General features: G+C 29.8%; 19 protein-coding genes and 3 tRNA genes. 15 read left to right on the forward strand and 7 right to left on the reverse strand.

The genetic code is table 11. The features are described from left to right. Positions 1 to 19 precede the first annotated feature (19 nt). The 3 genes from B5X81_RS01225 (at position 20) to B5X81_RS01235 (ending at position 2,061) form a co-directional block, all read left to right on the forward strand. Positions 20 to 95 (forward strand) — tRNA-Lys (locus B5X81_RS01225). Between the two features lie 54 nt (positions 96 to 149). Beyond that, a tRNA-Leu gene (locus B5X81_RS01230) sits at positions 150 to 233 on the forward strand. Positions 234 to 459: 226 nt separating this feature from the next. Further along, complete coding sequence (locus B5X81_RS01235; protein ID WP_079488730.1) at positions 460 to 2,061, forward strand: potassium/proton antiporter; 1,602 nt, start codon at positions 460 to 462, stop codon at positions 2,059 to 2,061. Between the two features lie 137 nt (positions 2,062 to 2,198). Here the strand turns inward: B5X81_RS01235 and B5X81_RS01240 are convergent, their stop codons facing one another. The 3 genes from B5X81_RS01240 to B5X81_RS01250 are packed head-to-tail and all read right to left on the reverse strand — an operon-like array spanning position 2,199 to position 5,886. Further along, a complete protein-coding gene (locus tag B5X81_RS01240) occupies positions 2,199 to 3,344 on the reverse strand; it encodes a YkvI family membrane protein (RefSeq protein WP_079488731.1) in 1,146 nt (381 codons plus the stop codon). A 52-nt stretch (positions 3,345 to 3,396) separates the two neighbouring features. Beyond that, positions 3,397 to 4,749 carry an aspartate aminotransferase family protein gene (locus tag B5X81_RS01245; protein WP_079488733.1) on the reverse strand — a complete coding sequence of 451 codons (1,353 nt, stop codon included), beginning with the start codon at positions 4,747 to 4,749 and terminating at the stop codon, positions 3,397 to 3,399. 36 nt (positions 4,750 to 4,785) lie between these two features. After that, positions 4,786 to 5,886: an aminotransferase class I/II-fold pyridoxal phosphate-dependent enzyme gene (locus tag B5X81_RS01250; protein WP_079488734.1), complete on the reverse strand. Its 1,101-nt coding sequence runs from the start codon at positions 5,884 to 5,886 to the stop codon at positions 4,786 to 4,788. A 325-nt stretch (positions 5,887 to 6,211) separates the two neighbouring features. Here B5X81_RS01250 and B5X81_RS01255 point away from each other — a divergent pair, with 325 nt between their 5' ends. Beyond that, positions 6,212 to 7,969, forward strand: coding sequence for a sigma-54 interaction domain-containing protein (locus B5X81_RS01255; RefSeq protein WP_170917228.1), 1,758 nt, complete (start codon positions 6,212 to 6,214; stop codon positions 7,967 to 7,969). A gap of 814 nt (positions 7,970 to 8,783) precedes the next feature. Here B5X81_RS01255 and deoC read toward each other — a convergent pair. The 4 genes from deoC to B5X81_RS01275 are packed head-to-tail and all read right to left on the reverse strand — an operon-like array spanning position 8,784 to position 12,885. Beyond that, positions 8,784 to 9,464, reverse strand: coding sequence for a deoxyribose-phosphate aldolase (gene deoC, locus B5X81_RS01260; RefSeq protein WP_079488737.1), 681 nt, complete (start codon positions 9,462 to 9,464; stop codon positions 8,784 to 8,786). 16 nt (positions 9,465 to 9,480) lie between these two features. Beyond that, the gene (locus B5X81_RS01265; RefSeq protein WP_079488739.1) at positions 9,481 to 10,395 is read right to left on the reverse strand and encodes a sugar phosphate isomerase/epimerase family protein; all 915 of its coding nucleotides are present in this window, start codon (positions 10,393 to 10,395) and stop codon (positions 9,481 to 9,483) included. Next, positions 10,388 to 11,131 carry a GntR family transcriptional regulator gene (locus tag B5X81_RS01270; protein WP_079488740.1) on the reverse strand — a complete coding sequence of 248 codons (744 nt, stop codon included), beginning with the start codon at positions 11,129 to 11,131 and terminating at the stop codon, positions 10,388 to 10,390. Before B5X81_RS01270 ends, B5X81_RS01265 begins: the two co-directional genes overlap by 8 nt. Positions 11,132 to 11,151: 20 nt before the next feature. Continuing rightward, a complete protein-coding gene (locus B5X81_RS01275) occupies positions 11,152 to 12,885 on the reverse strand; it encodes a class I mannose-6-phosphate isomerase (protein ID WP_079488742.1) in 1,734 nt (577 codons plus the stop codon). A 429-nt stretch (positions 12,886 to 13,314) separates the two neighbouring features. On the opposite strand from B5X81_RS01275, the gene B5X81_RS01280 reads away from it, so the two are divergent. The 11 genes from B5X81_RS01280 (at position 13,315) to B5X81_RS01330 (ending at position 26,637) form a co-directional block, all read left to right on the forward strand. Continuing rightward, entirely contained in the window at positions 13,315 to 13,743 is a 429-nt protein-coding gene (locus B5X81_RS01280) for a PTS sugar transporter subunit IIA (protein ID WP_079488743.1), read from the forward strand. A 31-nt stretch (positions 13,744 to 13,774) separates the two neighbouring features. Beyond that, entirely contained in the window at positions 13,775 to 14,263 is a 489-nt protein-coding gene (locus B5X81_RS01285) for a PTS system mannose/fructose/N-acetylgalactosamine-transporter subunit IIB (protein WP_079488745.1), read from the forward strand. Positions 14,264 to 14,278: 15 nt separating this feature from the next. Further along, positions 14,279 to 15,085: a PTS mannose/fructose/sorbose/N-acetylgalactosamine transporter subunit IIC gene (locus tag B5X81_RS01290; protein ID WP_079488746.1), complete on the forward strand. Its 807-nt coding sequence runs from the start codon at positions 14,279 to 14,281 to the stop codon at positions 15,083 to 15,085. Next, positions 15,085 to 15,912, forward strand: a complete 828-nt coding sequence (locus B5X81_RS01295) for a PTS system mannose/fructose/sorbose family transporter subunit IID (protein ID WP_244281971.1) — start codon at positions 15,085 to 15,087, stop codon at positions 15,910 to 15,912. The genes B5X81_RS01290 and B5X81_RS01295 overlap by 1 nt, the downstream gene beginning before the upstream one ends. A gap of 93 nt (positions 15,913 to 16,005) precedes the next feature. Beyond that, positions 16,006 to 16,983: a type I phosphomannose isomerase catalytic subunit gene (locus B5X81_RS01300; RefSeq protein ID WP_079488748.1), complete on the forward strand. Its 978-nt coding sequence runs from the start codon at positions 16,006 to 16,008 to the stop codon at positions 16,981 to 16,983. An 88-nt stretch (positions 16,984 to 17,071) separates the two neighbouring features. Beyond that, on the forward strand, positions 17,072 to 17,848 hold the full coding sequence (locus B5X81_RS01305; protein ID WP_079488749.1) for a GntR family transcriptional regulator: 777 nt from the start codon (positions 17,072 to 17,074) through the stop codon (positions 17,846 to 17,848). Between the two features lie 213 nt (positions 17,849 to 18,061). Continuing rightward, positions 18,062 to 18,137 (forward strand) — tRNA-Arg (locus B5X81_RS01310). 957 nt (positions 18,138 to 19,094) lie between these two features. Next, entirely contained in the window at positions 19,095 to 21,272 is a 2,178-nt protein-coding gene (locus tag B5X81_RS01315) for a M56 family metallopeptidase (protein WP_079488751.1), read from the forward strand. 710 nt (positions 21,273 to 21,982) lie between these two features. Then, entirely contained in the window at positions 21,983 to 23,206 is a 1,224-nt protein-coding gene (locus tag B5X81_RS01320) for an RtcB family protein (RefSeq protein ID WP_079488752.1), read from the forward strand. Positions 23,207 to 23,312: 106 nt separating this feature from the next. Next, a complete protein-coding gene (locus B5X81_RS01325; RefSeq protein WP_079488754.1) occupies positions 23,313 to 23,621 on the forward strand; it encodes a hypothetical protein in 309 nt (102 codons plus the stop codon). Positions 23,622 to 23,937: 316 nt separating this feature from the next. Next, on the forward strand, positions 23,938 to 26,637 hold the full coding sequence (locus B5X81_RS01330) for a sigma 54-interacting transcriptional regulator (RefSeq protein ID WP_079488756.1): 2,700 nt from the start codon (positions 23,938 to 23,940) through the stop codon (positions 26,635 to 26,637). The last annotated feature ends 76 nt before the right edge of the window (positions 26,638 to 26,713 follow it).

The following is a 26,713-nucleotide window of genomic DNA, read 5'->3' on the forward strand; positions in this document are numbered from 1 at the left end:
TGTATCCCCAGCCAGACTTGACCTATTAGCTCAGTCGGCAGAGCACCTGACTTTTAATCAGGGTGTCCCGCGTTCGAGTCGCGGATGGGTCACCATGTTAGTAAAATTTTGTAATAACCAAAAAATCATTAAACTACCTTATACGATATGCGGGTGTGGCGGAATTGGCAGACGCGCTAGACTTAGGATCTAGTGTCTTGTACGTGGGGGTTCAAGTCCCTCCACCCGCACCATTTGCAAAGCCATATGTTAGGATTTAAACCTGCATATGGTTTTTCTATTGCTGTTATGATATAATACTTTAAGCTCTTATAATGAGTAAAATATTTTTCTGACATATAAATAAAGATGGCAACTCAAAATTATCAGACGCATGATTCAATAAATTGGTTGTGAAAAATGGAATCATTTCTTCAAAAAAGGGATGCTTCCATTTTTTAATAAAAGGGGGGATAATATTTGCCAACTTATTTGCTTATTGTAACAGCTATCATTATTGTGTGTATAATATTCAACAAAATTTCCAGCAAATTAGGTATTCCGGTGTTGCTTGCCTTTATTTTGCTTGGTATGTTCTTCGGCTCCGATGGTATTTTTAAAATTCAATTCGATAATTTTGTTTTTGCAGAGCAAATATGCTCCATTGCCCTTATTTTCATTATATTTTATGGTGGCTTTGGAACGAAATGGAGCGAGGCGAAACCTGTTGCTGCCATGTCAATTTTACTTTCAACCCTCGGAGTTATACTGACTGCTGGAATTACTGGTTTGTTTTGCTATTTCATTTTAAAAATTGAGTTTTTGGAAAGCATGCTAATTGGCTCTGTAATCAGCTCGACAGATGCGGCTTCTGTGTTTTCTATACTCCGGTCTAAGAGGCTGAATCTCAAATATAACACTGCTTCTTTACTTGAGTTAGAAAGTGGAAGTAATGACCCTTGTTCATATATGCTTACTGCCATTATGCTTTCCTTGATGGGACACTCTGCACATGGTGGTAGTTTTGCATATATGATATTTGCCCAGCTAATTTATGGCATTGTGTTTGGTGTTATTGTGGCAATTGTGGCCCTTTGGGTATTAAAACAGTTCCCCTTTGAAAGCAAAGGCTTTGACACGATATTTGTATTTGCTATAGCGCTTCTTGGTTATGCTGCTCCTGCTGCTTTAGGTGGCAACGGATATTTAAGCGTTTATATAGTGGGAATTATTCTTGGAAATCGACCTATCAAGAACAAGCAATCACTGGTGCATTTTTTTGATGGTGTAACTGGGCTCACCCAGATGTTAATTTTTTTCCTGCTTGGGCTTTTGGCCTTTCCCTCACAGATGCCTCAAGTGGTAAAGCTATCGATCCCGATATTTTTGTTTTTAACATTCATTGCACGGCCTATGTCTGTATTTTTGATTTTTTCACCTTTTAAATGTAAATTCAATCAGCAGATGCTTGTATCGTTTTCGGGGCTCCGTGGAGCAGCTTCAATAGTGTTTGCAGTAATGGTCACTGTTAGTCCTGCATATACCAATCATGATGTATTTCATATTGTATTTTGTATCGTGCTTTTTTCTATACTATTTCAAGGCTCACTGCTACCACTTGCTGCGAAAAAGCTTGATATGATTGATGAAAATGCAAACGTATTAAAAACCTTTAACGACTATACAGAAGAGGTGCCTGTACAATTTATTCAGTTTACAATGAAGGATAATCATCCATGGAAGGGAAAGAAAATTCGGGACATCTTACTTCCACCTGAGACTTTGCTTGTTTTTCTTCAGCGCGGTAGAGAAAGGATTACACCGAATGGTGATACACTTCTATATTCTGGAGACATTCTTGTGCTTAGTGCAAAAGCTCCCAATATTATGGATAGTCTTAGCCTTACGGAGCTATGTTTGTATAGTGGTAATAAATGGATTGGGAAAAGTGTATCTTCTATTCATCTGGATACCGATAAGTTAATAATCATGATTCAAAGAAATGGAATGATTGTTATTCCAAGCGGCGAAACCATACTGAAAGAAAACGATCTATTGGTTATCAATCAATCTGAACAGTAGCTGTATGAACTTGATAAACTAGTTCTATGAGTAATTTTACATAGTTGTGTCTTGCATATAAATTAATGAAATTATACAGAAAAGGACCTAAGATAGATTTTTGATCTTAGGCCTTTTGTTTGTTTGGTATTATTTTTCTAAAAATTTGATTTCGAATTACCTTTAAATATTTTGTATACCCCAATAGTTAATATTGGTAATAAGAAGATCAGTATCATACCGTAGGCCATAGCAGTATAGCCTTTTGCAATAAGATCAATAATACCTACCTTAGCAAGAACTGTGGCAAGGACAAGTACGATCACTGTAATTGTGGCATTTTGTTTTGGAGTAAGAGGAAATTTATTTTTTTCTTCTAAAACGGCGTCTACTCTTCCTAATAAACCGTGTATAATACCTGTTGATGTTTCGATTAGTGTCCAACCAACCACTATACCAAAAAGTCCTACAACCCATGGGGCAGCAATATTTTGCATCATAGCCAGCCATGGTACACTGGCTCCTAGGATCTTTTCAGATGGATAAAAGCCCATAACTGCAAAATATGTTAGGAACCAGGGAATAGTCATCATAATACCTGCAATAATACCTGCTAAAATTGTTTCATGACGCTTAGTTTGCCGTTTTAAAGTAAATAATGCTGCAGGATAAACTGCCAAGTTATATCCAACATATACCATACCTGTCCAAAGAATTGTTGGTATACTTGCTTTTTCAACAAAGCTTGTATTTCCATTTGCAAAGACTTCTTTTGCGTGTCCCCATGTTGCATTAATGACAATAGCACTAAAGATAATATAACCTATATATAGAGCAATGGTTCCATAGGTTTCAAAGCGTTCAATCAGTCTGGAACCATAAAACTGTAGAATACCTACTATAACGATTACACCTAAAACCCCTCCCCAATATGGAATGCCGATGGTATTTTCTACAATTTCACCTGTTGCGGAGGCCATAACGGCAATGATTAAAATAGCCAATAGAATATAAATTATGTCGTAAAAAATCCAACCCTTACCAATTAATTTTTCTACTAATGATTTATAATTATAAGTTCTAAATAGTCGGGCAAATTCAAAAGTAAGAATGCTAACAATGGTAAATCCTATAAAAATTCCTACACCACCTAACCAACCAAGTGCACCAAATTTACCACCAAATTCAACTATTTCTCTACCAGTGGCATAGCCGCCACCGATTAAAACAGATTGCAATATTATACCGGGAAGCATATATCGCCCAAAAGCGCCATCAAAAAAGCTTTTCTTTTCCTTCGACATGATAATCCTCCTTTATTTTATTTGAATTAGCTTTTTGTATCAATAATTTTTATTACCACCCTTTAACAATTTCAAGAATTTCATCTGGTATTTTATCATTTGTATATTCTTTTATAGATTCCTCGATTATATCTATTGCTGTTTTTAATTCATCTTTCGTAATAACAAGAGGAGGCTGAAATCTAAGGACTCCATCAGCTAAGAAAATTAAAATTACGCCTTTTTCAAAACATCTATAACAGATTTTAGAAGCGGCCTTACGATTGCCAAGCTTTGTTTTCCTATCCTTAACTAGGTCTATACCTATTGATAATCCCAGCCCTCTTACATCGCCAATAACTTCATATTTGTTTTTCATATCTTCAAATCTCTTTTTTGCATAGTTTCCTAAATCCCTAGATTTTTTTAATAAGCATTCATCTCTTATTATATTGATTGTCTCTATAGCTGCACTACACGAAAGAGAATTTCCACTCATGGTAAAAAGATGGGCTGGAGCTTCAAGGGAATCCATAATTTCTTTTCTTGCCACTACAGCACTTAGAGGAACACCGGAAGCTATTGATTTCCCCATAACTATCATGTCGGGAACAATATCAAAATGCTCAATGCAGAACCATTTTCCTGTCCTTCCAAATCCCTGCTGAACTTCTTCACTGACAAAAAGAATGTTATTTCTTTTACAAATATCATATATAGCTTTCATATATTTAATGGGAGGGACAATTAATCCGGCATCTCCAGCTATAGGTTCCATTACTACAGCTGCTATTTCTTCAGGAGGAAGGTATGTCGAGAGAGCATTTATAAAATCATTTAAGCATTCAATATTACATGTATCTTTGCTGCAGTTATAAGGACATCTATAGCAGTTGGGATATTTTATATGTTCGACTTCAGATAAAGTTGGGCCGATTTTTCTTCTCATATTTAGACTAAGGGTTGTAAGGGAAAGTGCTCCATATGTTGAGCCATGATATGCTCCTAAAAATGAAATGATCTTTTTTTTACCAGTAAAACCTCTAGCGAATTTAATCATTCCATCATTTGCATCTGAACCTGAAAGACCGAATACTACTTTTTTATCAAAATCACCTGGTGTTATTTTAATAATTTCTTCAGCTAATTTAACTAAAGGCTCAGAGTATGTGTATGCAGCAGTATAGCTTATGAAATTTTCCATTTGATCCTTTATGGCTTTAATTATTCTTGGATTACTATGACCTGTATTTAGTGAAGAAGCTGCTGAAAGAAGGTCAATAAACTTATTTCCATCATAGTCCTCGATTATTGCACCATATCCTCTTTTTATTACCAAAGGATAATAGGGAATTCTGGCAAATTTAGAGTAAACTTTGTTGTCCCTACTGATTATTTCTTTACTTTTCGTAAATTGCAAAGCCATAATACACCACCCTTTCAAAGAAATAAAATATAAAGCTTAAATTGAATTTTCTATTTTTATGAAAGCTTCCAGCAGAGGATTAATTTTGGCAGGAATTCTTAATCTTACAAAGCTTTTGTCAAGACCGATGAATTTTCTACCAGATATTGAAAGAATATTATGCTTTAGTAGTTCTTCTTCAAGGTCTATTTCTGGATTTGGATGTTTTATTGTCATAATTGGAACATTTAGATCTGTGTGGAGAACAATCATCTTGTTTAAGGATTCTATTAACTCACTTTTTAATTCCCTTATTTTTTTCTTACAATCTTCTATAAAAGATGTATTTTTTAGAGCCTTAGAAGCTAGATATCTTGCAATTGAATTCATTGAATAGGGATTGGATATTTTTCTATAATAATTTGATAATTTAATTGAAGTAATGAGATATCCACCTCTTAAACCTGCTAAACCCAAGCCTTTAGAAAGGGTCCTTAAAACAAATACATTATTGTATTTTTCTATTAAGGATACTGCTGAATTTCTTTTATTCATAAAATCACCATAGGCTTCATCAACAATTACGCATATTCCGAGGCTTTTAGCTTTTTTTACTATTTTTTCAATATATGAAATGGGAATAACTTGGCCTGTTGGATTATTGGGATTATCTAAATAAATGAGTTTGTAATCCTTTTTTAATTTTATAAGAAAAGGTTCTAGCATAAACTTATAGTTATTTTTTGATAACATTAATTGGTAATCATATATTCCGTCATAGCTTTTTACATCATCAATGTAATCAGGGAATTGTGGAGAGTAGCCTAAAACCTTTGAATTACTACTTAAGAATAATTTATTTATTTTATAAATAATATCTATCGAGCCATCTCCAAGTAAAATATTATCTTCCTTTAATTCAAACAAATCAATCCAGAAATTAATTATGTCTTTTTTAAAATAAGTAATGGATTCGGGATAATTATTAATCATTTCATCAGGAATATTTGCAAAGTTATTTCTTAATTCTTTAAAGAACCCAAATGGATTTATTCCTATACTACAGTCAATAATTTTTGATTGATATTTTGTTTCTTTTTCTTCTGCGTAACTATTTGTATTAAGATTAATAATATTAGCTTTTAAGCCATATTTCATATACTCACTCCCTTCTTAAAAGATTTGGTTTAAAATGTATAGAGCAATATATATGCCAAATAAAAAACTATTAAATATGTGTAATGATGAAAGGCTTGAAAAAGCTGTATTTTAATTTGTTTTTTAAAAAATAAAGCTTCAGTAAAAAAATAGAGGTTTACATATTTTAAAGAAATTTATAAAAATATGCTCCATAATGTATCAATAGATTTATGTTGAATATTATTTAATGATAGAATAGAGAATAAAAAGAAGGAGGTATGCTACAAAAAGTAACATGGTAGAATAAGTAACATTATTTTAAAAGTTAGGATGATGAATGTTAATGATTAAATTACTGAAAAATTTCTTAAATGAAAATACTAAATTAACAAAAAAGCATCATGAAGTGAATAAATCATTCAAAGAGATAATAAGTTTTTTTAATATAATTACATCAACCATATTGGAAGAAGATATGATGATTCTATTTATGGATAGTGAGATGATAATTAGAAGTGTTTTTTTATATGAAGGTAAAGGACTTAAGGTATTAGAAAATAAAACATTGAATATAGATGATAAATTAATAGAAGAGAAGGTATTTATAAAAACTTATAAAGGCAATAGCATTTATTGTTATATATCAAAGGAATTTACTGAGAAATATAATAATTGTAAATACAGATTTGCTATTATTTCTTTAAAGTCTGACAATAGAAAATATAAGAAGTTTATCGAAAAAATAAACTATTCTATTTTAAATTTATTAACCTATGATAATGAGAAATATTCTTCCTATGAAAATCTCTTGATGTATCTGGATGCTATTGATGATGGGATTTCTGCATGTGACAGTAATGGAATTTTAAGATATATTAATGAATCAGCTTGTAAAATTATAGGTGCAAAAAAGGAAGAAATGATTAATAAAAAACTGGATTTATTAACAAATAATGCAATATTAAGCCAAGTAATAAAAACTGGAAAGACCTATATGGACTTTGAATATTTTCTAGAATATAATAAAAAGACATTTCATCTTATGAATTCTGCATATCCGGTTTATGCTAAAAATAAAAATATTATTGGTGGTATTGATATATTTAGGAGAATAAAGAGGTCTATGAAGGTGGCTAGCGATTTGGCTGGATATGAAGCTGTTTATAGATTTGAAAATTTTATTGGCAAAAGTAAAGTATTTAATGATAGTAAGGAATTGGCTAAAAAATTTGCTAGGAATGATAAAAATATATTGATATTAGGGGAAAGCGGAACAGGAAAGGAGTTATTTGCTCAGGCTATACATAATTATAGTCATAGGAGTAATGGGCCATTTGTGGCTATTAATTGTGCAAGTTTTCCAAAGGATTTATTTGATAGTGAATTGTTTGGATATGATGAAGGGGCATTTACAGGAGCTAGAAAGGGAGGAAAATTGGGGAAATTTGAATTAGCAAGTGGAGGAACATTATTTTTAGATGAAATAGGTGAAATGCCTATCCATTTACAGGCAAAATTGTTAAGGGTCTTAGAAACCAAATCCATTAGCAGGATAGGAAGTAATAAAAAGATAGATGTTAATATAAGGATAATTGCAGCAACAAATAGAAATCTAGAAAAAATGGTGAATAATAATAATTTCAGAGGGGATTTATATTATAGATTAAAGGTTTTATACCTTATTCTACCTCCACTAGTTAAGAGGGGAAAGGACATTATTGAACTGACAAATTATTTTATTGATAAATATTCAAAGGATAGTGATAGGAAGGTAAAGGGAATGGATAAAGAAGCTGAGAAGCTTTTATTATCTTATGATTGGCCTGGAAATATTCGAGAACTAGAAAATATTATTGCATTGTCTTTGTTTATTTGTGATGGAGAATATATAAATAAAGAGCATTTAGTGAAGGCAGGACTAAAAGACAAGAATAAGTATTCTACTGAAACAATAAACCCTTCAAAGAAATTATCTGATATAAATAGAGAACTTATTATAAAGACTTTAGAAAAAACAAAGGGTAATAAAAAAAGAGCAGCAGAAATTCTAGGTGTTTCAAGGAATACCATATATAGAACTTTAAAGAAGAATAATAGTTAATTTTTTAATATATTTATTGTAGACACATATTGATACAATTCGAATTGTTTGAGAATTCAAGTTAATAAAATGGCATAAGAAATCAAAATCTGATTTTGCTATATCTAAAATTGCTATATAGATATCCTAATAATACTTAAACTAGTTTTAAATTAAATAAGTCCAATAAAATTACTTTAAAGAGGAAAACGTTATGTTTCAAAATAAGAGGTTTACTGTAATATTTGCTGCAATTATGGTTTTTGCGCTAGTTTTAGTTGTATGTGGTACAAAGCTCGCAGAGAATGATGGTAATGGGTGAGTATGATATGTTCATTCTCGGATGGGTTACTGTAACAGTAGACCTTGACTACTGACTTTATGCATTATATCATAGTTCACAGCATGGTTGAGCAGGTAATAGAACTTTCTATACTAATGAAGAAGTAAATAAATTATTAGAAGAAGGAAGAACAGCAATAGATCCTGAAAAGAGAAAAGAAGCCTATAAAAGGGATCAAGAGATTATAATGAATGATGCACCAGATGCTATATTATACTACAAAACTTAAAATGTGGGAGCTAAAAAAACTGTTAAAGGATTTGAACTTTATCCATCAGGACAACACAGTGTTTATGGTGTAAGCTTTGAATAGTATTGAAGTAGAATAATTTTAAAGATTATAATATATATTGTCTATGGATAAATGAAATTGCAAGAAAGAATTAAATAATGGAAGGGTTTGTCTCACATTTTATTGTGGACAGACCCTTTTTGTGTTATTGAGAATAACTTTTAAGATATTATTAAAAGTGGTTTTTATATAATATTAAATTACTTTTCATTAAAAATTTTATCATATTGCTGCATGATTTTAACCCCAGAGCTTGATCCAATTCTTGAAGCTCCTGCCTCAAGAAATTTTTGAACATTTTCCAATGTTCTTATACCGCCAGCTGCCTTTATTTTAATTTCAGATGATGAATGTTTTTTCATTAGTAAAACGTCTTCAAGAACAGCTCCACCTGTACCAAAACCTGTAGATGTTTTTATAAAATCAGGTCTTACTTCATTAGCAATTTTACAAAGCTTTATTTTTTCTTTATTTGTTAAATAGCAGTTTTCAAAAATAACCTTACTAGTTACTCCAGCTTTTTTGCATATATTCACTATTCCTTCCATTTCTTTTTTTATATAATCATAGTTACCATTTTTAAGTTCAGCTATATTAATAACATAATCTAATTCGCCTGCACCCTTGGTTATTGCATCTTTGGTTTCAAACAATTTAGTTTCTAATGTGCATTGTCCTAATGGAAAGCTTACTGCAGCATCTATTAAAATATCAGTGTCTTTTAAATATGTCTTACATTTTTCTATATTAGCATTATTAATAGCTACGGTTTTAAAATTATATTTTTTAGCTTCATCACACAATTTTTTTATATCATCATCAGAAGCATAAGGCTTAAGCTGTGTGTGGTCAAATAATTTAGAAAATTCTTTTTTATCCATTTTTATACCTTCCTACCTAGTTAAATTTTTTATTAAGCATTTTAGTTAAAAATTTCATACTATTTATTGTATCTTCTTTACTTACCTCAGGCTCCAAGCTTAAATACTTTGAGTACCTGAGTTTTTTTAATTCATCTAGTAATAATTCAAAATTAATAGATCCCTGTCCAAATACTGTATGCTCAAACTCTCTTAAATTTTTTGAAAGAGTAGTTTGATGTTTATCTTTACTGATCTTTAAATAATCTTTTAGATGTATATGTTCAATATTATGGTATATTATCCTCAGTTCATCAATGAGAGAAATATTTTTATGCTCTTGAGGTATAATATTTATAGGTGCTCTAAAGCTATTTCCTGGATCCCAAAGTAATTTTAAATTTGGACTATTTATATTATCAAAAACCTTTTTAGTCATAATCCCCTTTGGTAAATAGGAGTGGGGGCAATTTTCTAGAACCAATATAACATCATGATTTTTAGCTATTTCAACTGCTTTATTCAATTTTAATGTAATGTTTTCAATGTCCTCAGTATTGCCAATTAGACTCTTATCATTAGGAGCTCTAAATGGGAAAATTCTTATGCAGCTTGCATTTAATGCTTTTGAAATTTCTGCTGATCTTTTCAATTTTTCTAAGTGAGATTTATAATCACCTGTACTAACAAGGAATTTTGGATTAAAGTTTTCGATACTATATGTTTCATATAATGGACATATAAAGAACAAGGTTGTGCTTAAACAAGATAGATTCATATTATATTTATCTAAAAGCTCCTTTGCTCTACCAACTTCTTCATTAGTTAATTCCTCGATAGTTTTACCCCAAAGAGAATGAATTTCTACAGCATTATATGATAAGTATTTTGCTTTTTTTAAGGCTTCTTCTAAATCCATACTGATTTGATCTGTTATGACGGATTTAATCAAAGCTATCTCCTCCCTTCATCTCAATATAATATTCATATCTATTTGCTATATAATATCCAATAGTAAATTCAACTATTGAACCATTAATATCAAATGACTGACGCTTAACTACTAGTAAAGGATCTCCTATGTTAATATCCAAATAATCACTTAAAGCTTCTACTGCAGCTGTTGCACCTATACGTTGAATTATCCTATTAATTTTAATTCCTTTCTTACATTCTAAATATTTATATAATGAATCATAATAAATTCTGTTGTCTAGATCCAAATCCATATCTCTTTTTATATAGGTGTTAAATAGTACAATAGGCTCATTATTTGCACAGCGTACTCTTCTTATCCTGTAAACCTCATCCCCATCATTTAAACCGAGCATTTTTGAGACTTCATTAAAGGCTTTAGTTATACTTATTTCTGCTAATTTAGTTGAGGGCTTGATACCTCTTTCCTTCATTTCATTAGTAAAGCTCTTAATTCTAATCAGAGGCTCTTCTATTTTAGGTGGTTGTACAATAGTTCCTTTGCCTCTTTTTCTTTTTAAGTATCCTTCTTGAACAAGGCTATTTATGGATTGTCTAACAGTAATTCTGCTTATATTATATTTTTTCTGATATTCAAGCTCCGTAGGAATTATATCTCCTGTTTTATACATTCCGCTATGTATTTCGTTTTTAATAATATCCTTTAATTGTAGATATAGTGGGTGTGCATTTTTTTCTCTTTTCAACTCCATAAATATCCCTCCATAATATATTATCTAACATATGCTTTAATTGTTGCTATTTCCTTTCCTTTTGATTTACCGTAAGGTTTTATTATGTATTCATTTACACTAGCTGGAATAATAAAAGTTTCAGCGTAATGCACAACAAAGGGTTCAAATGATCCTGTAGGACTTTCTACTACGGCTTCATCTCCTTCAACTAAATTTAACACATTTACACTCCCCTTTGTATTGTGTAAAACAGGTTTTGAAAACCAATGACGTCTGGTTTCTAAAAATTCTCTTTCATGTAACCCTGTTCTTTCTTCTCTCCAACCATCGCCTTCTGATATTAATTCTATTTTATTAATAAGATTATTCTCAACCCACTCTGTTGTTCTATCCCATTGAATAACTTTACTGCCGTGATCGATATGTATCGGTCTAGGTTTTCCATCAATATCCACTCTGTCCCAATCCCATAATTTAAATGTAAAAATATATGGTGTAGCACTTATTTCAAGCACCATGCTGTTCTTTCCTGAACAGTGTATAGTCCCAGCTGGAATTAAAAAATGATCATGTTTTTTTGCATTGAATTTATTAATATATTTTTCATCTGGGAATGATATTTCTCCTTTTTCAGCTTTTTTTAAGTCTTTTATCATATCATTTCTATTTATTTTTTCCTTTACTCCTAAGTAAACACACCCATCCTTTCCTGCATCAAGCAAATAGTAGCTTTCATCTTGAGTATAATGCATTCCAAAAGTTTCTTGAATATATTCTGTAATAGGATGAACCTGTAAAGATAAGTTTTGACCTCCCATAGTATCTAAAAGATCAAACCGAATAGGAAATTCTGTTCCAAAACGAGCATGTACTCTTTCACCTAAAAGATTTCTAGGTTGATAAAATACAAGGTTAATGGAAGGTATTTCTATTCTTATATTTCCATATCTTAAATATAAGCTGTTCTCTTCAGGTATTCCATCAAAGCTCCAAGCAAAGTTGTTTTCATTTTTATCTAAATCACAAACTTCTTTCATCCATCGACCTCCCCATATACCAGGATCAAAGTATGGAACAACTCTAAAGGGTCTTAATGCAGTTTGCTTTAATCCTTCCCTAAAGGCATGTCCTGTTACTATTTTAGGTTTGTTTTTGATATTAGTATCTAATAAATAATCCATTTTATCATATAGAGCTTTTTTATGACGGTCTGCTAATCTCCATTCAACAAAAAATCCTCTTTTATATTTTCTTTTATTATCTTCATCATAGTTAGTTTGTTTCCAATTGGGCATACCTTTTCTATAACGTTTTTGTATTTCCCAACGAGCTAAATCTGCGTAAATGAAAATGTCTCCGAGGCTAATTAGTGCAGCACCCACTCCATAAATTAAAACAACACCCTCTTTTATTTCTTCAACTTTTTTTCTTGCTTCTTCTAATTTATCTTTTATAAAATAATCTTGAAGCTTTTTAGTTGTAAGGACACCAAAAACTCTGTCATCAGTTAAATTGTCTTTTATCATATCTGTCAAAGTATTGCCATCATAGGCACAATCATCACTTCGTATAGTCATAACTGGATTTAAGGGACTAAAACCTTTTAAAATCTCATTTTCGTTTATGCCTGGATAAAAGTCAATAACTATAACTGATTTTATTTTATCTTTTATTTCTTTTTGTATTTCTTTAATTATACTTTCATATCCCATCCAAGCACATTTTTCATAACCCTTTACATTTACTTCTGGATATTTATTATAATTTCCCATACAACATATTCATTCCTTTCTATTTATGATTTATTTATAAAATATTATTTTATACATTCATATGATATATCATTTTATAAAACTATATTAAATTATAGAGAATTTTTTGTGAAGGAATATATATTTACTGTTTTTTTAACGAATATACTCTTATAGTACAATATGTTATATCATTTGTAAATAGTTTTTTGGAAATGTTATATGCATGTAATATTAATAAATTCATAAATTTATAAATTGCATATTACAAATTTATTGTTGACAACGTTTTCTGTTTAGGTTTATAATTATGTTGTAATAAGATTTTGGCATTAAATTCAATTGTTTTAAGTTTTAAGCAAATTATTATCAATAAAATTATATGTATTTACATTTTTACATTAGCTAACATTGCTGTATAACAATATTTTGAAAGGGAGGTATTATGAAGTGATTGGATTAGTCATTGCAACTCACGGAGAACTATCAAATGGACTAATGGATGCTGTAGGTGTAATAATGGGTTCATCAGAGGCTGTATCTACTGTATCATTGAAAAATGAAATAGGTATTGAAGTATTCAAAGCAGATTTAGAGAAAGCTGTAGAAAAAGTTGGTTCAAAAGATGGTGTTCTTATACTCACAGATTTACAAGGAGGCACACCATATAATTCCAGCATTTTCATATCAAATTCTGAAATATTTAATTTTAATATTAAAGTTGTAAGTGGAGTTAATCTTCCAATGCTTTTAGAGACATTAGCTCTGAGAGAAAACTGTAATCTTCAAGAACTTGCAAGTATTTCTATGGAGTCAGGAATAAAAGGTATAAATATAGCAGTAGTTAGTAATGATTATGATGAAGATGATGATTTGTAAGCATAAGTTTAATATTTAAGGGGGAATATTTATGACAATTTCACTAGTAAGAATTGATGACAGAGTTATTCATGGGCAGGTACTAACTCAATGGACTCGTATATATCCTTGTAATGGTATTATTGTTGTTAATGATAAATTAGCTGTTAATAAAGCTTTAGGCCAAGTTTATAAAAGTGCTGCTCCTGAAGGCATCAAGGTTTTTATATTTACTGTAGAAAAGACTTTAGCAAAGCTTGAAGAAGCAAAAAGAAGTGCCAAAAATTATTTTCTTATTTCTAAATCACCTATAGAACTAAGTCAGCTTACAGAAAATAATGCTGATTTTGGTAAGTATATTGTATATGGACCTTCAAGCTATAGAAAAAAAACAATAACTATTGGTCCAAATCAATCTTTATTAAAAGAAGAAATGGATGCCTGTGAAGCTTTACATAACTGTGGCATCGATATAGATTTTAAACTTACTCCAGACAAAAAGGGTTTTAAATGGAGTGATGTGAGGAAAAAATATTATTAAAAAGGAGGAAATATCATGTTGATGAAAGCAATTTTGCTGGGGATTTTTTGCTACTTGGCTAGTCTTGGCGTTCCATGGTTTTTGGGAACTACTGGTGGATTCTACTATTTAAGTAGACCATTAGTATCTGGGATGTTTGTTGGATTAATTTTAGGGGATGTCCATACTGGCATAATTATAGGTGCAGCTGTACAGGCTTTATATTTATCTTTAATAGTACCAGGAGGCGTTGCTTCGGCAGATATTACTTTTGTTGCCTACCCTGCTATTGCCCTAGGAATGTTGTCAGGAGCAGATCCAGAAGTTGCAGTTGCCTTAGCAGCAACCATAGGATTACTTGGAGTTATTTTATTTAATTCAATAGAAACAATCAATACTTTTTGGAATCATGTTGCAGATAAATATGCTGAAAAGAATGATTTGAAGGGGTTCTGGAGAGCAAATGCAATATATCCTCAGATTACTACATTTATTTTGAGATTTGTTCCAACCTTTTTAGCAGTATATTTTGGAGCACAATATGCAGAGAACTTCTTAAATTCAATTCCCGAGGTATTAATGCATATTATGACTGTATTAGGTGGTGTGCTACCTGCTGTAGGAATTGGATTGCTTTTAAGTCAAATCATGAAGGATAAAACGTTAGTTGTTTACTTCCTTGTAGGCTTTATTTGTATTGTATCATTAAATTTAAATATGATTTCTTTAACTATAGTAGGAGCTGCAATAGCTGTAATGCACTATAAATACTCAGGTAATAAATTGGTTTCTACTTCAGCATCAGATATAGCTTTAGAAGAAGATGAAGAGGAGGTGCTATAGTGGCTGAAAAAAATGCTGATTTCACTAAAAAACTGACAAAACAAGATTTACGTAAAAGCTGGTTTTCATGGATTATGTTCAATTTAGCTGCAATAAGCTTTGAAAGACTTGAAGGTACATCCTTTGGCCAATCAATGCTTCCAATAATCAAAAAATTATATAAGACAGATGAAGAACGTGGTGAAGCATTAAGAAGACATATAGTTTTTTATAATACTGAACCTCAATTAGGTTCAGTTGTTAATGGTATTGTTGCAGGTCTTGAAGAAGCCAAGGCTAATCAACAGCCAGTTGAAGATGAATTAATTGATGGTGTAAAAGTTGGCTTGATGGGTCCAATTGCAGGAGTAGGAGATGTTATTATACAGGGTATAACAGTTCCTTTGCTTTTAAGTATTGGTATGGGGCTTGCTGCTAACGGAAGTGTTGCAGGGCCACTATTTTATACTTTGACTTGGCTTCCATTATGTTTATGTATATCTTATTTCTTATATATGAAGGGTTACACATTAGGAGTAGATGCCGTAAATATTATAATAGGTGAAAAGGCTAAAAGAATTACAGAAGCCTTTACTATATTAGGTATTACAGTTATGGGGGGGATTGCTGCAAGCTTTGTAAATCTTAATATAGCTGCAGTTTTTGATAATGGTCAAACTGTTATAAAATTTCAAGAAATGATAGATGGAGTTTTTCCAAAATTACTTCCATTAATTATAGTATTACTTTCTTGGAGAGCACTTCAAAAGAAAAAAATGACACCATTAAAATTAATGGGAATATATTTAATTGTTTGTATCATTGGTGTACTAATTGGTTTATTTTAATTAATAGATAAACAAAAACTTTAAATCCTCCAATGTTTTTGTATACGTTGGAGGTGTTTACTTTAGAAATAATATACTAAGGGGGGATTATTAATGTATCCATTAAAATTTAAACCAATATATACAGAAAAAATCTGGGCAGGAAATAAATTGAGAAAAGTTAAACCTTCTTTGGCTGAGGATCAAATAGGAATTAGTTGGGAATTAAGTGCTCATCCCAATGCTGATAATGTAATTTCTAATGGAGTTTATAAAGGTATAAAATTTAGTGATATCATACAAAAAGAAGGTCGTAAGCTTATTGGCACAAAGTTAGAATGCAATCAAATACTAAGAATAGCGTATTTAGATGCTTCACAAGACCTTTCTATTCAGGTGCATCCTTATGAAAAATATGCTAGGGAATATGAAAAAGACGGAGAAAAAAATGAAAGCTGGTATATTTTAGAGGCCGAAGAAGGTGCTTATGTAGTAGCAGGAACTACAACTACAGACAAAGAATTATTAAAACAGGCGGTTAAGAATGGAACTCTTGAGAATTATATAATTAAAGTGCCAGTAAAGAAAGGAGATTTTGTTATAATAAAAGCAGGACTTCTACATGCATTAGGAAAGGGAATACTAGCTATAGAAGTGGGACAAAATGGTGATACAACCTATAGATTATATGATTATAATAGAGGAAGAAAATTAGACATAGAAAAATCCTTTGATGTGTTAAACACTAATTTAAGGTGTAAGAAACCTGTTTATCTTTCTGCTAACTTTAGTGATTATACAAAGCATTATTGCTTCTTTGACAAAGAATATGCATTAGAACTAATAGATATTAATAAAGAATATAAAAATATTAGTGATCCAGAACGATATTTTGTTTACACCTGTGTGGAAGGAAATTGCAAAATTGAATATGATTTAGGGATTGAAGAAGTGTTTCTAGGTGAAACTGTATTTATACCTGCTTGTTTAGGTTCATATATTTTCAAAGGGAATTGTAGACTTATCAGAAGCTATATTCCTGACGTAGATAAATTAGAATCTGAAATACTATCATATGTAAAATATAAGTAATTGTGATATAATACTATTAGATTATATCCTGGAATTAAATAAACCTATATATTATTAGATTATATTACTCTTGATTAAGGAGAATGCTATGACTTTTCAAAACCAAACATTAGATAAAAATAACCCTGTTCCATTATATTATCAATTACAAAACATAATAATAAATGCAATTAAATCAAATGAGCTTAAAGAAGGCGATTGCCTTCCTACAGAAATTGAATTAAGCAGTATTTTTAGTATAAGTCGTCCTACTGTTCGTCAGGCATTAAATAATCTGGTAAATAAAGGCTATTTATTGAGGATTAAGGGAAAAGGTACATTTGTTACAAAACCTAAAATTACACAAGAATATACACGTATGATTGGAAGCTACAATCAGGAAATGATAAAAAAAGGGTTAATACCAAAAACAAAAGTTTTAGAAAAGAAAATAACTAAAGCAGATGATTTTATAGCTTCAAAACTTCAAATACAGCTTCAAGAAGAAGTAGTAAAAATTATTAGGCTTCGTTTTGCTTCTCATATGAATAAAGATGAAAGTGTTTTTGATAATAATAAGCCTGTCCTTATTACTACACTTTATACGCCCTATAAATTATTACCTCAATTAGCAAATTATGATTTTGAAGTTTTCTCATTTTATGAAGTTCTTGAAAAAAATAATCTTCCAGTAAGAAAAGTTATAAGGGAAATTGAAGCTAAAAATGCCGATAAAGAAATTTCTGATATATTAGAAATTGAACAAGGTTCAGCAGTTCAATTAATTACATCTACTGGTTTTCTTGAAAGTGGTATTCCTATTGAATACTCAAGAAGCTTTTATCCAGGAGAAAGGAATAAATTTATTATTGAAATTTCAAGATAAATAGCTATGTTCTAAAATTTCATAGCTATTTTTTTATATTTTAGATGTATAGGTAACAATTATCTAAATGTATATAGTGAATTCTATAAATATATGGAAGAAAAAGAGGATAAAGTAATTTAACAAAAGCGTTATATAACGTATTTGTCCATAACATCCATTGATTAATTTAAATAAATATGTTAATATATTTTATGTTAAACTAAATATTTTGCACCCATAGCTCAATGGATAGAGTGCCAGACTTCGAATCTGGGCGTTGGGGGTTCGAATCCCTCTGGGTGTGCCAACTCTATGAAAAGATTAAGACATAATAGATTGTCTTAATCTTTTTTGTATCTAATTATTTGAGGAAATTTCATAATTCTAACTTGGTAGAATTGTATAATATATGTAGAATGTTTTCGGAGATTCTAAATCTATATATATTAGATAGCTTTTTTCTGAAGGTAATTATGCAATTTGCTCATTTGAATAAAATTCAGTTAAATTTATTTGTAGTGCTTTAGCTATATAACGAAGCTCATACCATGTATTTCAAAAGCCTAAAATATCTCCAAGAGCTACTGAGAATAAGATTATTAAGGAACATATATACTTTTAAAGATGGTTGAGCTACTTAAATTCAATAATTGACCTGCATAGTAAAAAGGAAGAAGTATTCTTTTGAAATTAAAAAAACTCTATATTAAATAATAAATATATATTGACATTTTTAAATTACAAGTGTAAACTTAAATTAAAATTACAATTGTAAATTTAAAATTCTAAAAACTACATATGTAGAGTAAATGTTTGCATAAGATGTATTTTAATATTTCTTATGCAATTATAGGAGAAATGTATAAAAAGTAATTGCAAAATATCAGAATTTGAGTGAGAGGTTATGTGAGACTTATTGGCAACAGCTCAGCAACATCTGAAGATATAATTAATAGACTAAGGGTTAAGGTTAATTGGGGTGAGGCTACAATTAAGACTTTTTTTAATAGGTTCGCTAAATAAAGAAATAATAGGTTTTAAAAAGAAAGGGAGATTTTATCATTGCTATCCTTTAGTATGTAAAGATAAGTGTATTAAGAAAGAAATAAGTCTTTTTTAGAAGGAGTATTTGATAGAGTAACAGACATGATATTATCAGATTTTTTAAAGGATGCACGCTTACTCAAAATGAAATTAGAAAATTGAAAAAATTCTTAAAAATAAAGAAAAGGAATATAAAGATTAAATTTAGAGGGGGATAGTGATGATAACAGGGATATTTATTGAGGTATTAAAGTTAACCATTGGAGCTAGTATCGTAGCGCTATTTGTATACCTGATAAAAGTTATTATGGGTAAAAAGATAAGTGCTAGAATTCATCATGCCATATGGCTTTTGGTATTAATTCGATTATTAGTACCTTTTTTACCAGAAAGTAATGTAAGTATGCTAAATATAGTGAAGCCTACTGTAGTTTATAATATTCCAGATATCATTGTAGAGCAGACTAATACTAGTAATGTAATAGATGATAAACGAAGAAACAAAGATAATAGTGAAATTATAGTGAATGAAACTAATACTAATTATGCTTTAGAAGTATCAAAAAAAGATAAAGTAAGTAAATTACCTATATTAGATATAATTTCTTTGGTTTGGCTAACAGGTGCTATAGGAATTGGGTTAACTATATTTTTATTTACCTATGCTGCAAGGCGAAAGGTATTAAGGTCACATAAGGTAGATGACAAGAAAATACAATCATTATTAGATACATGTAAATCGGCTATTGGCATAAAAAAGGATATAAAAATTTATAGTGGAGATTATTTTAAAAGTCCTTGTGTTATAGGATTAGTTAATCCTTCTATATATTGTCCGAGTGATATACTAAATATGTATGAACAAAAGGATATATATCATATTTTATTACATGAGTTGGCACATATTAAAAGAAAAGATTTACTAATTAATTTAATAAGTGTAATTGCTATATCTATTCATTGGTTTAATCCTGTGGTATGGATGGTAACTAAAGCAATGAAGATAGATAGAGAATTGGCTTGTGATGCATATGTACTTGAGGCTATAGGTGATGAATATTCAGTACCATATGGAATGACTATTATAAATTTTCTACAAAAATTATCGTCAGAGAGAAAAGAACCTTATCTTCTTTACTTTTATGAACCTAACTGTCAATTAGAAAGGAGAATAATGATGTTGAAGAATTTCAAAAAAGGCTCATACAGACTATCTGTGTTGACACTTACAGTAGCATTAGTTTTATCTGCTATAACTTTAACAAATGCTAATACTATTAGTGAGAATGTAGTAAATAAGATGACAAACAATACAAATATTGAAAAATTATTGTCATTTGAAGAAAATAAAATACTGTTTGACCGCAATGTAAGAGAATATAATGATATTAATAAAATAGTAGGTAAATCAAAGTTTAAACCTAAAGTGTTAAATTACATTCCAGAAGATTTTTATTTTGATAAAGTAGTCCTTGTTGGCTTTAAAAAAGGAGATCCTTCAATTCGAATATATTATAGAAATAAGCATAAGCCTAGTCAAGAATTATTTGAATTTTCAGCATATTCAGCCAATAAACCCTTAAATGAATTTAAAACAGGACTTCAAAAGTCTCAACCAGATGCTGTAAAGGTTACTAAGAAATTAGTAGACTTTAATGATACAGAGATAGTGATTGCAGAATCAGATGATAATAGTGGTATAATACATACACATTATGTTTGGCAGCATGAAGGTGTTGAATATTATATATTAACAGATAGGAAATTTGACGAACAAGTAATTAAGAATATGATGAACTCTTTAGTATATCCCGAAGAAGCTAAAAGCATTGAATATTCTAATGCATATAGAGATTATAATCATATATATGAAACTGTAGAACTTAAAGAAGCAATTAAGGAATTTAGTGCTGTACCTAATGTTGTATTAGAGTTACCAGGGAATTTAAAACTTACCTCTCTTGCAACAACTAGAGAAAATACTATTATGTATGAACCAGTTTATTATATAATTAACGGAGTAGAAACACCAGCACTTACAAATTCACCAAGAAATATTCTACAAGCCAAGTATCCAACAGGAGCTACTGATGACTATAGAACTAGAGTTGTATATGAACAGATTTATGGAACAGATGATTATAAAGATATGAAAGAAACAATGAAGTTTCCAATTCTCTCAGGTCATGAAAAGGTTTATATACCTATGACTGAAATTAATATTAATGGCATTTCTGTATTAAAAACTGATAAATATAATTTATATGGGGATGTAGAAGCTATTGAAAAAGAAGTAGCATATGTATGGAAAAAAGATGGGTTATTGTGTATATTAGCAGTAGGTGATATTGTACCTAACCAAGAAGAGATAATTAAAACTCTTATGAAGTCACAATAAGCACTATTATATGTTTATTAATATATACAAGTATACTGTAATAATATCTTAACCTCTGAATATAAGATTGGATAATTTAAAATATATATTTGCTACTAAAGCATTAGAAAATGCATTTAGAGTTTAATGTGAACAAATAAAATGACTACTTCTGTATTGTAGTCGTTTTATTTTTATTTTAAGGTAAAATTTACAGCTTAAAAGTAATAGAGAATTATTTATGTAAATATATAATTGGTGAATAATTTAAGTGTTCAATTATATGACAGATAATTGACAGATTAACGATTAAATTTATATAATAAAGAATAATGAAAAATAAGAAAACAACTCTGAAATACGTTGAAAAATAAAGCTTTCTAAAAGCATATAAAATTATATAGAAAACAAGTACACTATCTTCGAATCTGGGCGTTGGGGGTTCGAATCCCTCTGGGTGTGCCAACTGTTTAAAAAGATTAAGACATTATAGAATGTTCTAATCTTTTTTTAAATAATTGAGAAACTTGCATAATTAAAATTACTAATTTTAAAATACAATATGTAGATAGTTCAACTGACTCTCTCTATTACATTTTATATTTTAAAATTCTTTACATGTATTATGCAATTTCCTCAATTGTAAAATATCATATAGTTTATAGAAAAAGTATATAATCTATTATTGTTTTCTATAAATTTATATAGATATCCATAAAAGGAGAATAAAAATGTTAGAACTAAAGGGAAAATATAATTCGGCAAAGGTATTTACTAATAAGATAGATGAAAGTGCTAGGATTCAAATAATTGAATTATGTAATCAAGAGTTTATAAAGGAAAGTAAAATAAGAATAATGCCTGATGTCCATGCTGGAGTAGGATGTACAATAGGTACAACAATGACAATAAAGGATAAAATTGTTCCCAATCTAGTGGGTGTTGATATTGGGTGTGGAATGCTAACTGTTGAACTTGAAAATATTAATTTGGACTTTAAAAAAATTGATGAATATATAAGAAAAAATATTCCCAGTGGATTCAATATAAATCAAAACCCAAAAACAGATTACAAAGAAGAAATTGAAGAGTTAATTTGCTTTAGAGACATACCTAAATCATCAAGGGAATTTAATAGGGCACTAGGTTCTCTAGGATCTGGAAACCATTTTATAGAAATAAATAAAGATAACCTGGGAAAGAAATATTTAGTTATACATAGTGGGAGCAGAAATCTGGGAAAACAGGTGGCCAAATATTATCAAAACAGAGCATATGACTATCATAGAGGCTTAAACGATGACTTTGAAAAAGAAAAGAATAATTTGATAGTTTCATATAAAAAGCAGGGTAGAAGAAAGGAAATTAAAGATGCATTAAAGAAGCTTAAGAAAGTCCATAAGAAAGAATGTAATATACCAAAGGATTTATGTTATTTAGAAGGTAGACTTATGGAGGATTATTTACATGATATGAATATTGTTCAAAACTATTCATATATGAATAGAAGGGTTATGGCGATGAGAATTGTAGAGGAATGTTTGGAAATGGATTATAATAGTCTAAATAAGTTCCAAACTATCCATAACTATATAGATATAAAGGATAAGATACTTAGAAAGGGTGCTATATCAGCTAAAAAAGGAGAAAAAGTACTAATACCTATAAATATGAAGGATGGGTCAATAATAGCAATTGGCAAAGGTAACGCCGATTGGAATTATTCAGCACCTCATGGAGCTGGTAGACTTATGAGTAGAGGCGAAGCAAGGAAAAAATTAAATCTGGACGAATATAAAAAATCAATGGAAGGTATATATACAACTTCAGTCAATAAGTCTACTGTGGATGAAGCGCCTATGGCATATAAACCCTTGGAAGAAATTATAGAAAATGTCAAAGAAGCAGTTGATATTGTAGATATTATTAGACCTTTATATAATTTTAAAGCATAGCCTATTTACTCAGGAATGATTACTATAAATCTATACTTGACTAGATTAATATATTTGGTTTAATATTTTGATATAATAAAATTACATTCACGAAAGGAAGAGATTAATGGATACATTAAATCAATTTGTAAAATACGTAAAATTAGATGATGAAAAAAGAATCATAGTTTCTGTGCAAAATCAATTTGAATCCTATATGCAGGATAAAAATACAAGAACTATGTTGAAAAAAAGCGCTGAAAATATATTAAAAGATGATTTCAAATTAATGGAAGTTGGAAAAAATACATGCAGGATTACGGTGAAAAAAGGTACTGAAGAAAAAAATTTAGAATTAATAAAGACTGAGCTTGTAAAGGGGCTTGAAATGGCTATAGCATTTTTGAGCCAAATGGGAGATATGAATAATAGATAATAAATTTATTTTATAGCTAAGGACAGTTGTTTAAGAATAATAGAAAAAGTACGATAAAAACTTATGAAGTTAAAAGCTCCTAAGTTTTTATTTCTTTATAGAATTTTTTTATAGATAAGATTATATCAGTACAACTAAAAAAATATCGAAAAATTTAAAACCAGATGAACCACTTTTTTCTTAGTCTGAATTATTTATATAAAATTCATCTTAAGTTTTAGTGTTATTTATCTATAGAAAAGAGAAATCAGAATTTGAAATTTCTATAGATTTATTATACGATATTTAAAAATATATTAATTTGAGGAGAGGGGTTATGAAAAAGGTTGATCAGGTTTATGAGGCTTTAGTCAAGCTTGAAGAAAGACAGCAAAATGGGATCTCGGCTATTGAAATAAGTAAAGTCCTAGACACTGATAGAGCCAATATTAGCAGATATTTAAATAAGCTTTATAAAAATAAAAGAGTAGAAAAATTAGAAGGAAGACCTGTGCTTTACAAATCTATCAAGGAAAAGTCAATTAACGATAAATCCTTGGATACAGGTAATAGTTTAAATAAAATCATTGGAGGACAGTTAAGTCTTCAAGTTCCTATCCAACAAGCTAGAGCTTCTATTTTATATCCTCCCAATGGATTGCATACACTGATTTTAGGAGAAACTGGTGTAGGTAAGTCGATGTTTGCAGAACTAATGCATCAATTTGCAAAGGAATCAAAAGTGATTAATAAAGAGGCTCCATTTATTCCATTTAATTGTGCTGATTATGCTGAAAATCCACAACTAATTATGGCACAAATTTTTGGAGTGAAAAAAGGTGCTTATACTGGCGCAGATAGAGATAAGGAAGGATTACTAAAAAAGGCTGACTCAGGGATATTATTTCTTGATGAAGTTCACCGGTTGTCACCACAAGGTCAAGAAATGCTGTTTACATATATCGATAAAGGATATTTCAGACCTCTGGGAGAAACCGAAAATGTTATTAGTGTAAATGTACGTATCATTGCTGCAACAACTGAAGATCCACAATCTTATCTACTTAAAACATTTACTAGAAGAATACCTATGACTATTCTATTACCTCCACTAAGGGACAAAGGGTTGATGGAAAGATACAGCCTAATAGAATCCTTTATAAAAAAAGAATCAAAACGAATTGGTAAAAGTATTTATATAAATAAAAATTCTCTTATTTCATTACTTTTATATGATTGTCCAAATAATATCGGGCAGCTTAAAAGTGATATTCAATTAGCTTGTGCTAAAGCATTTGTTAACTATAAGTCAAAAGAAGAAGATTACATACTAATAAAACAATCAGATCTTCCACAGCATGTTAAAAAAGGACTAATGAAGATACAAAAGTACAGAGAAGAAATAGATCGCATATTTAAAAGTAAAGGAGATATTTTGAGATTTTATCATAAGGATGAAAAACCCTATGATATAAAAGATCAATATAGGGATAATGAAGGCTTCTATGATGTAATCGAAAGAAAACTTGAATCTTTAAAGAATACAGGTATAAAGGATGAAGAAATTGATCACATAATAAATATAACTATAGAAAGTCATTTCAAAAAATATATTGGTGACCTTCCAAAGGGAATTAGAAAGAAAGAGATATCAAAACTAGTTAACATAGAAATTTTAGAAGTTGTAGAAGAAATATTAAATTTAGCTGGGGAGAAGCTGGGTAGAGAGTATGATGAAAAAATTAGTTTTGGATTAGCCCTTCATCTTCATGGATGTATTGAAAGAATTCAGAAGGGAAATAAGATATATAATCCAAAATTGAATACCATTAGAGTAGAGTATTCTGATGAATTTGTAGTTGCAATGGAAATAGCTAAAATCATTGATTATAGATTTGATATTGAAACTCCACTTGATGAAATTGGCTATTTAACCATGTTTCTAGCATCAAATCCTTTAGAAATTGATAGCGAAGAAAAAGCTAATGTTGGAATTTTGGTAATTATGCATGGGAATTCTACAGCAAGTAGTATGGTTGAAGTTTCAAATACTTTAGTTGGAGTAGACCATGCGGTAGCTTTGGATATGCCCCTTAATATGAAACCACAAGATATGTATAAAATTGCAAAGCAGCATGTAATACAAATAGATAAGGGTAAAGGAGTCCTTTTAATGGTTGATATGGGATCCCTTACAAACTTTGGAGACATGATTTATGAGGAAACTGGAATAATTGTAAAAACTATTGATATGGTTAGCACTCCCATTGTTATTGATACTTCAAGGAAAGCTGTATTAGGACGAGAGCTTCATGAAATTTATGAAACTTGTAAAGAATTAAATTCCTATAATAAGCCTATTACAAGAAGAGAGAATGTAAATAAAAGAAATATTATTATTACGGCTTGTTTTACAGGAGAAGGGGCTTCAGAAAGATTAAAGAGAATTATAGAGGAGAAACTATATGAAAAATATAATGTAGATATAATACCATTAAATATTTTAGATCGTAGAGAGTTTTTGTGCAGAATAGACCAATACAAAGAAGAACATAAGGTTTTGGCCGTTGTAAGTACCATTGATATTCATTTAAATGATATTAAATTTATTCCGGCAACAGAGGTTCTGAGCGGAGAAGGAATACAAAGAATAAAAGATATAGTAAAAGAAGAAGAAGCATATGTTAATATTTGCAATTCTCTAAAGGAACATATGACTTGTGTGGATAGCAAAATAGTTATTAATGATGTTAGATTTGTAATTGAAAAAATACAGGAAAGATTAGATATTTTAATAGTAGAAGAAGTTAAAATAGGGATTATTTTGCATCTGAGTTTTTTAGTTGACAAACTATGCAGTGGAGGTACAGAAACAACTTTTGATGACTTAAAGGAATACAAAAATCAATATAGTAGAGAGCTTATTCTTATCAAGAATTGTTTAAAAACCTTAGAGGAAAATTATAATATTGAAATCGGTGAAAATGAATTAGCCTACATATGCAAAATGTTTTTATTGAATAAAGAGAATATATAATTATATACTGTGTAAAAAAATACACAATATATAAAGTGTGTAAAATAGTGTGTGATATAATCACACACTATTTTTT

The sequence above is a fragment of the Maledivibacter halophilus genome (genome assembly GCF_900167445.1).
Classification (GTDB): domain Bacteria; phylum Bacillota; class Clostridia; order Peptostreptococcales; family Caminicellaceae; genus Maledivibacter; species Maledivibacter halophilus.

Excerpts from the sequence above, each read along its gene's own strand:
- B5X81_RS01255 (WP_170917228.1), top strand. The coding sequence starts at position 6,212 with ATGATTAAATTACTGAAAAATTTCTTAAATGAAAATACTAAATTAACA.
- B5X81_RS01320 (WP_079488752.1), top strand. The coding sequence starts at position 21,983 with ATGTTAGAACTAAAGGGAAAATATAATTCGGCAAAGGTATTTACTAAT.
- B5X81_RS01270 (WP_079488740.1), bottom strand. The coding sequence starts at position 11,131 with ATGGAGTTGAAAAGAGAAAAAAATGCACACCCACTATATCTACAATTA.
- deoC (WP_079488737.1), bottom strand. The coding sequence starts at position 9,464 with ATGGATAAAAAAGAATTTTCTAAATTATTTGACCACACACAGCTTAAG.
- B5X81_RS01250 (WP_079488734.1), bottom strand. The coding sequence starts at position 5,886 with ATGAAATATGGCTTAAAAGCTAATATTATTAATCTTAATACAAATAGT.
- B5X81_RS01240 (WP_079488731.1), bottom strand. The coding sequence starts at position 3,344 with ATGTCGAAGGAAAAGAAAAGCTTTTTTGATGGCGCTTTTGGGCGATAT.
- B5X81_RS01305 (WP_079488749.1), top strand. The coding sequence starts at position 17,072 with ATGACTTTTCAAAACCAAACATTAGATAAAAATAACCCTGTTCCATTA.
- B5X81_RS01290 (WP_079488746.1), top strand. The coding sequence starts at position 14,279 with ATGTTGATGAAAGCAATTTTGCTGGGGATTTTTTGCTACTTGGCTAGT.
- B5X81_RS01245 (WP_079488733.1), bottom strand. The coding sequence starts at position 4,749 with ATGGCTTTGCAATTTACGAAAAGTAAAGAAATAATCAGTAGGGACAAC.
- B5X81_RS01330 (WP_079488756.1), top strand. The coding sequence starts at position 23,938 with ATGAAAAAGGTTGATCAGGTTTATGAGGCTTTAGTCAAGCTTGAAGAA.
- B5X81_RS01325 (WP_079488754.1), top strand. The coding sequence starts at position 23,313 with ATGGATACATTAAATCAATTTGTAAAATACGTAAAATTAGATGATGAA.
- B5X81_RS01315 (WP_079488751.1), top strand. The coding sequence starts at position 19,095 with ATGATAACAGGGATATTTATTGAGGTATTAAAGTTAACCATTGGAGCT.
- B5X81_RS01275 (WP_079488742.1), bottom strand. The coding sequence starts at position 12,885 with ATGGGAAATTATAATAAATATCCAGAAGTAAATGTAAAGGGTTATGAA.
- B5X81_RS01285 (WP_079488745.1), top strand. The coding sequence starts at position 13,775 with ATGACAATTTCACTAGTAAGAATTGATGACAGAGTTATTCATGGGCAG.
- B5X81_RS01300 (WP_079488748.1), top strand. The coding sequence starts at position 16,006 with ATGTATCCATTAAAATTTAAACCAATATATACAGAAAAAATCTGGGCA.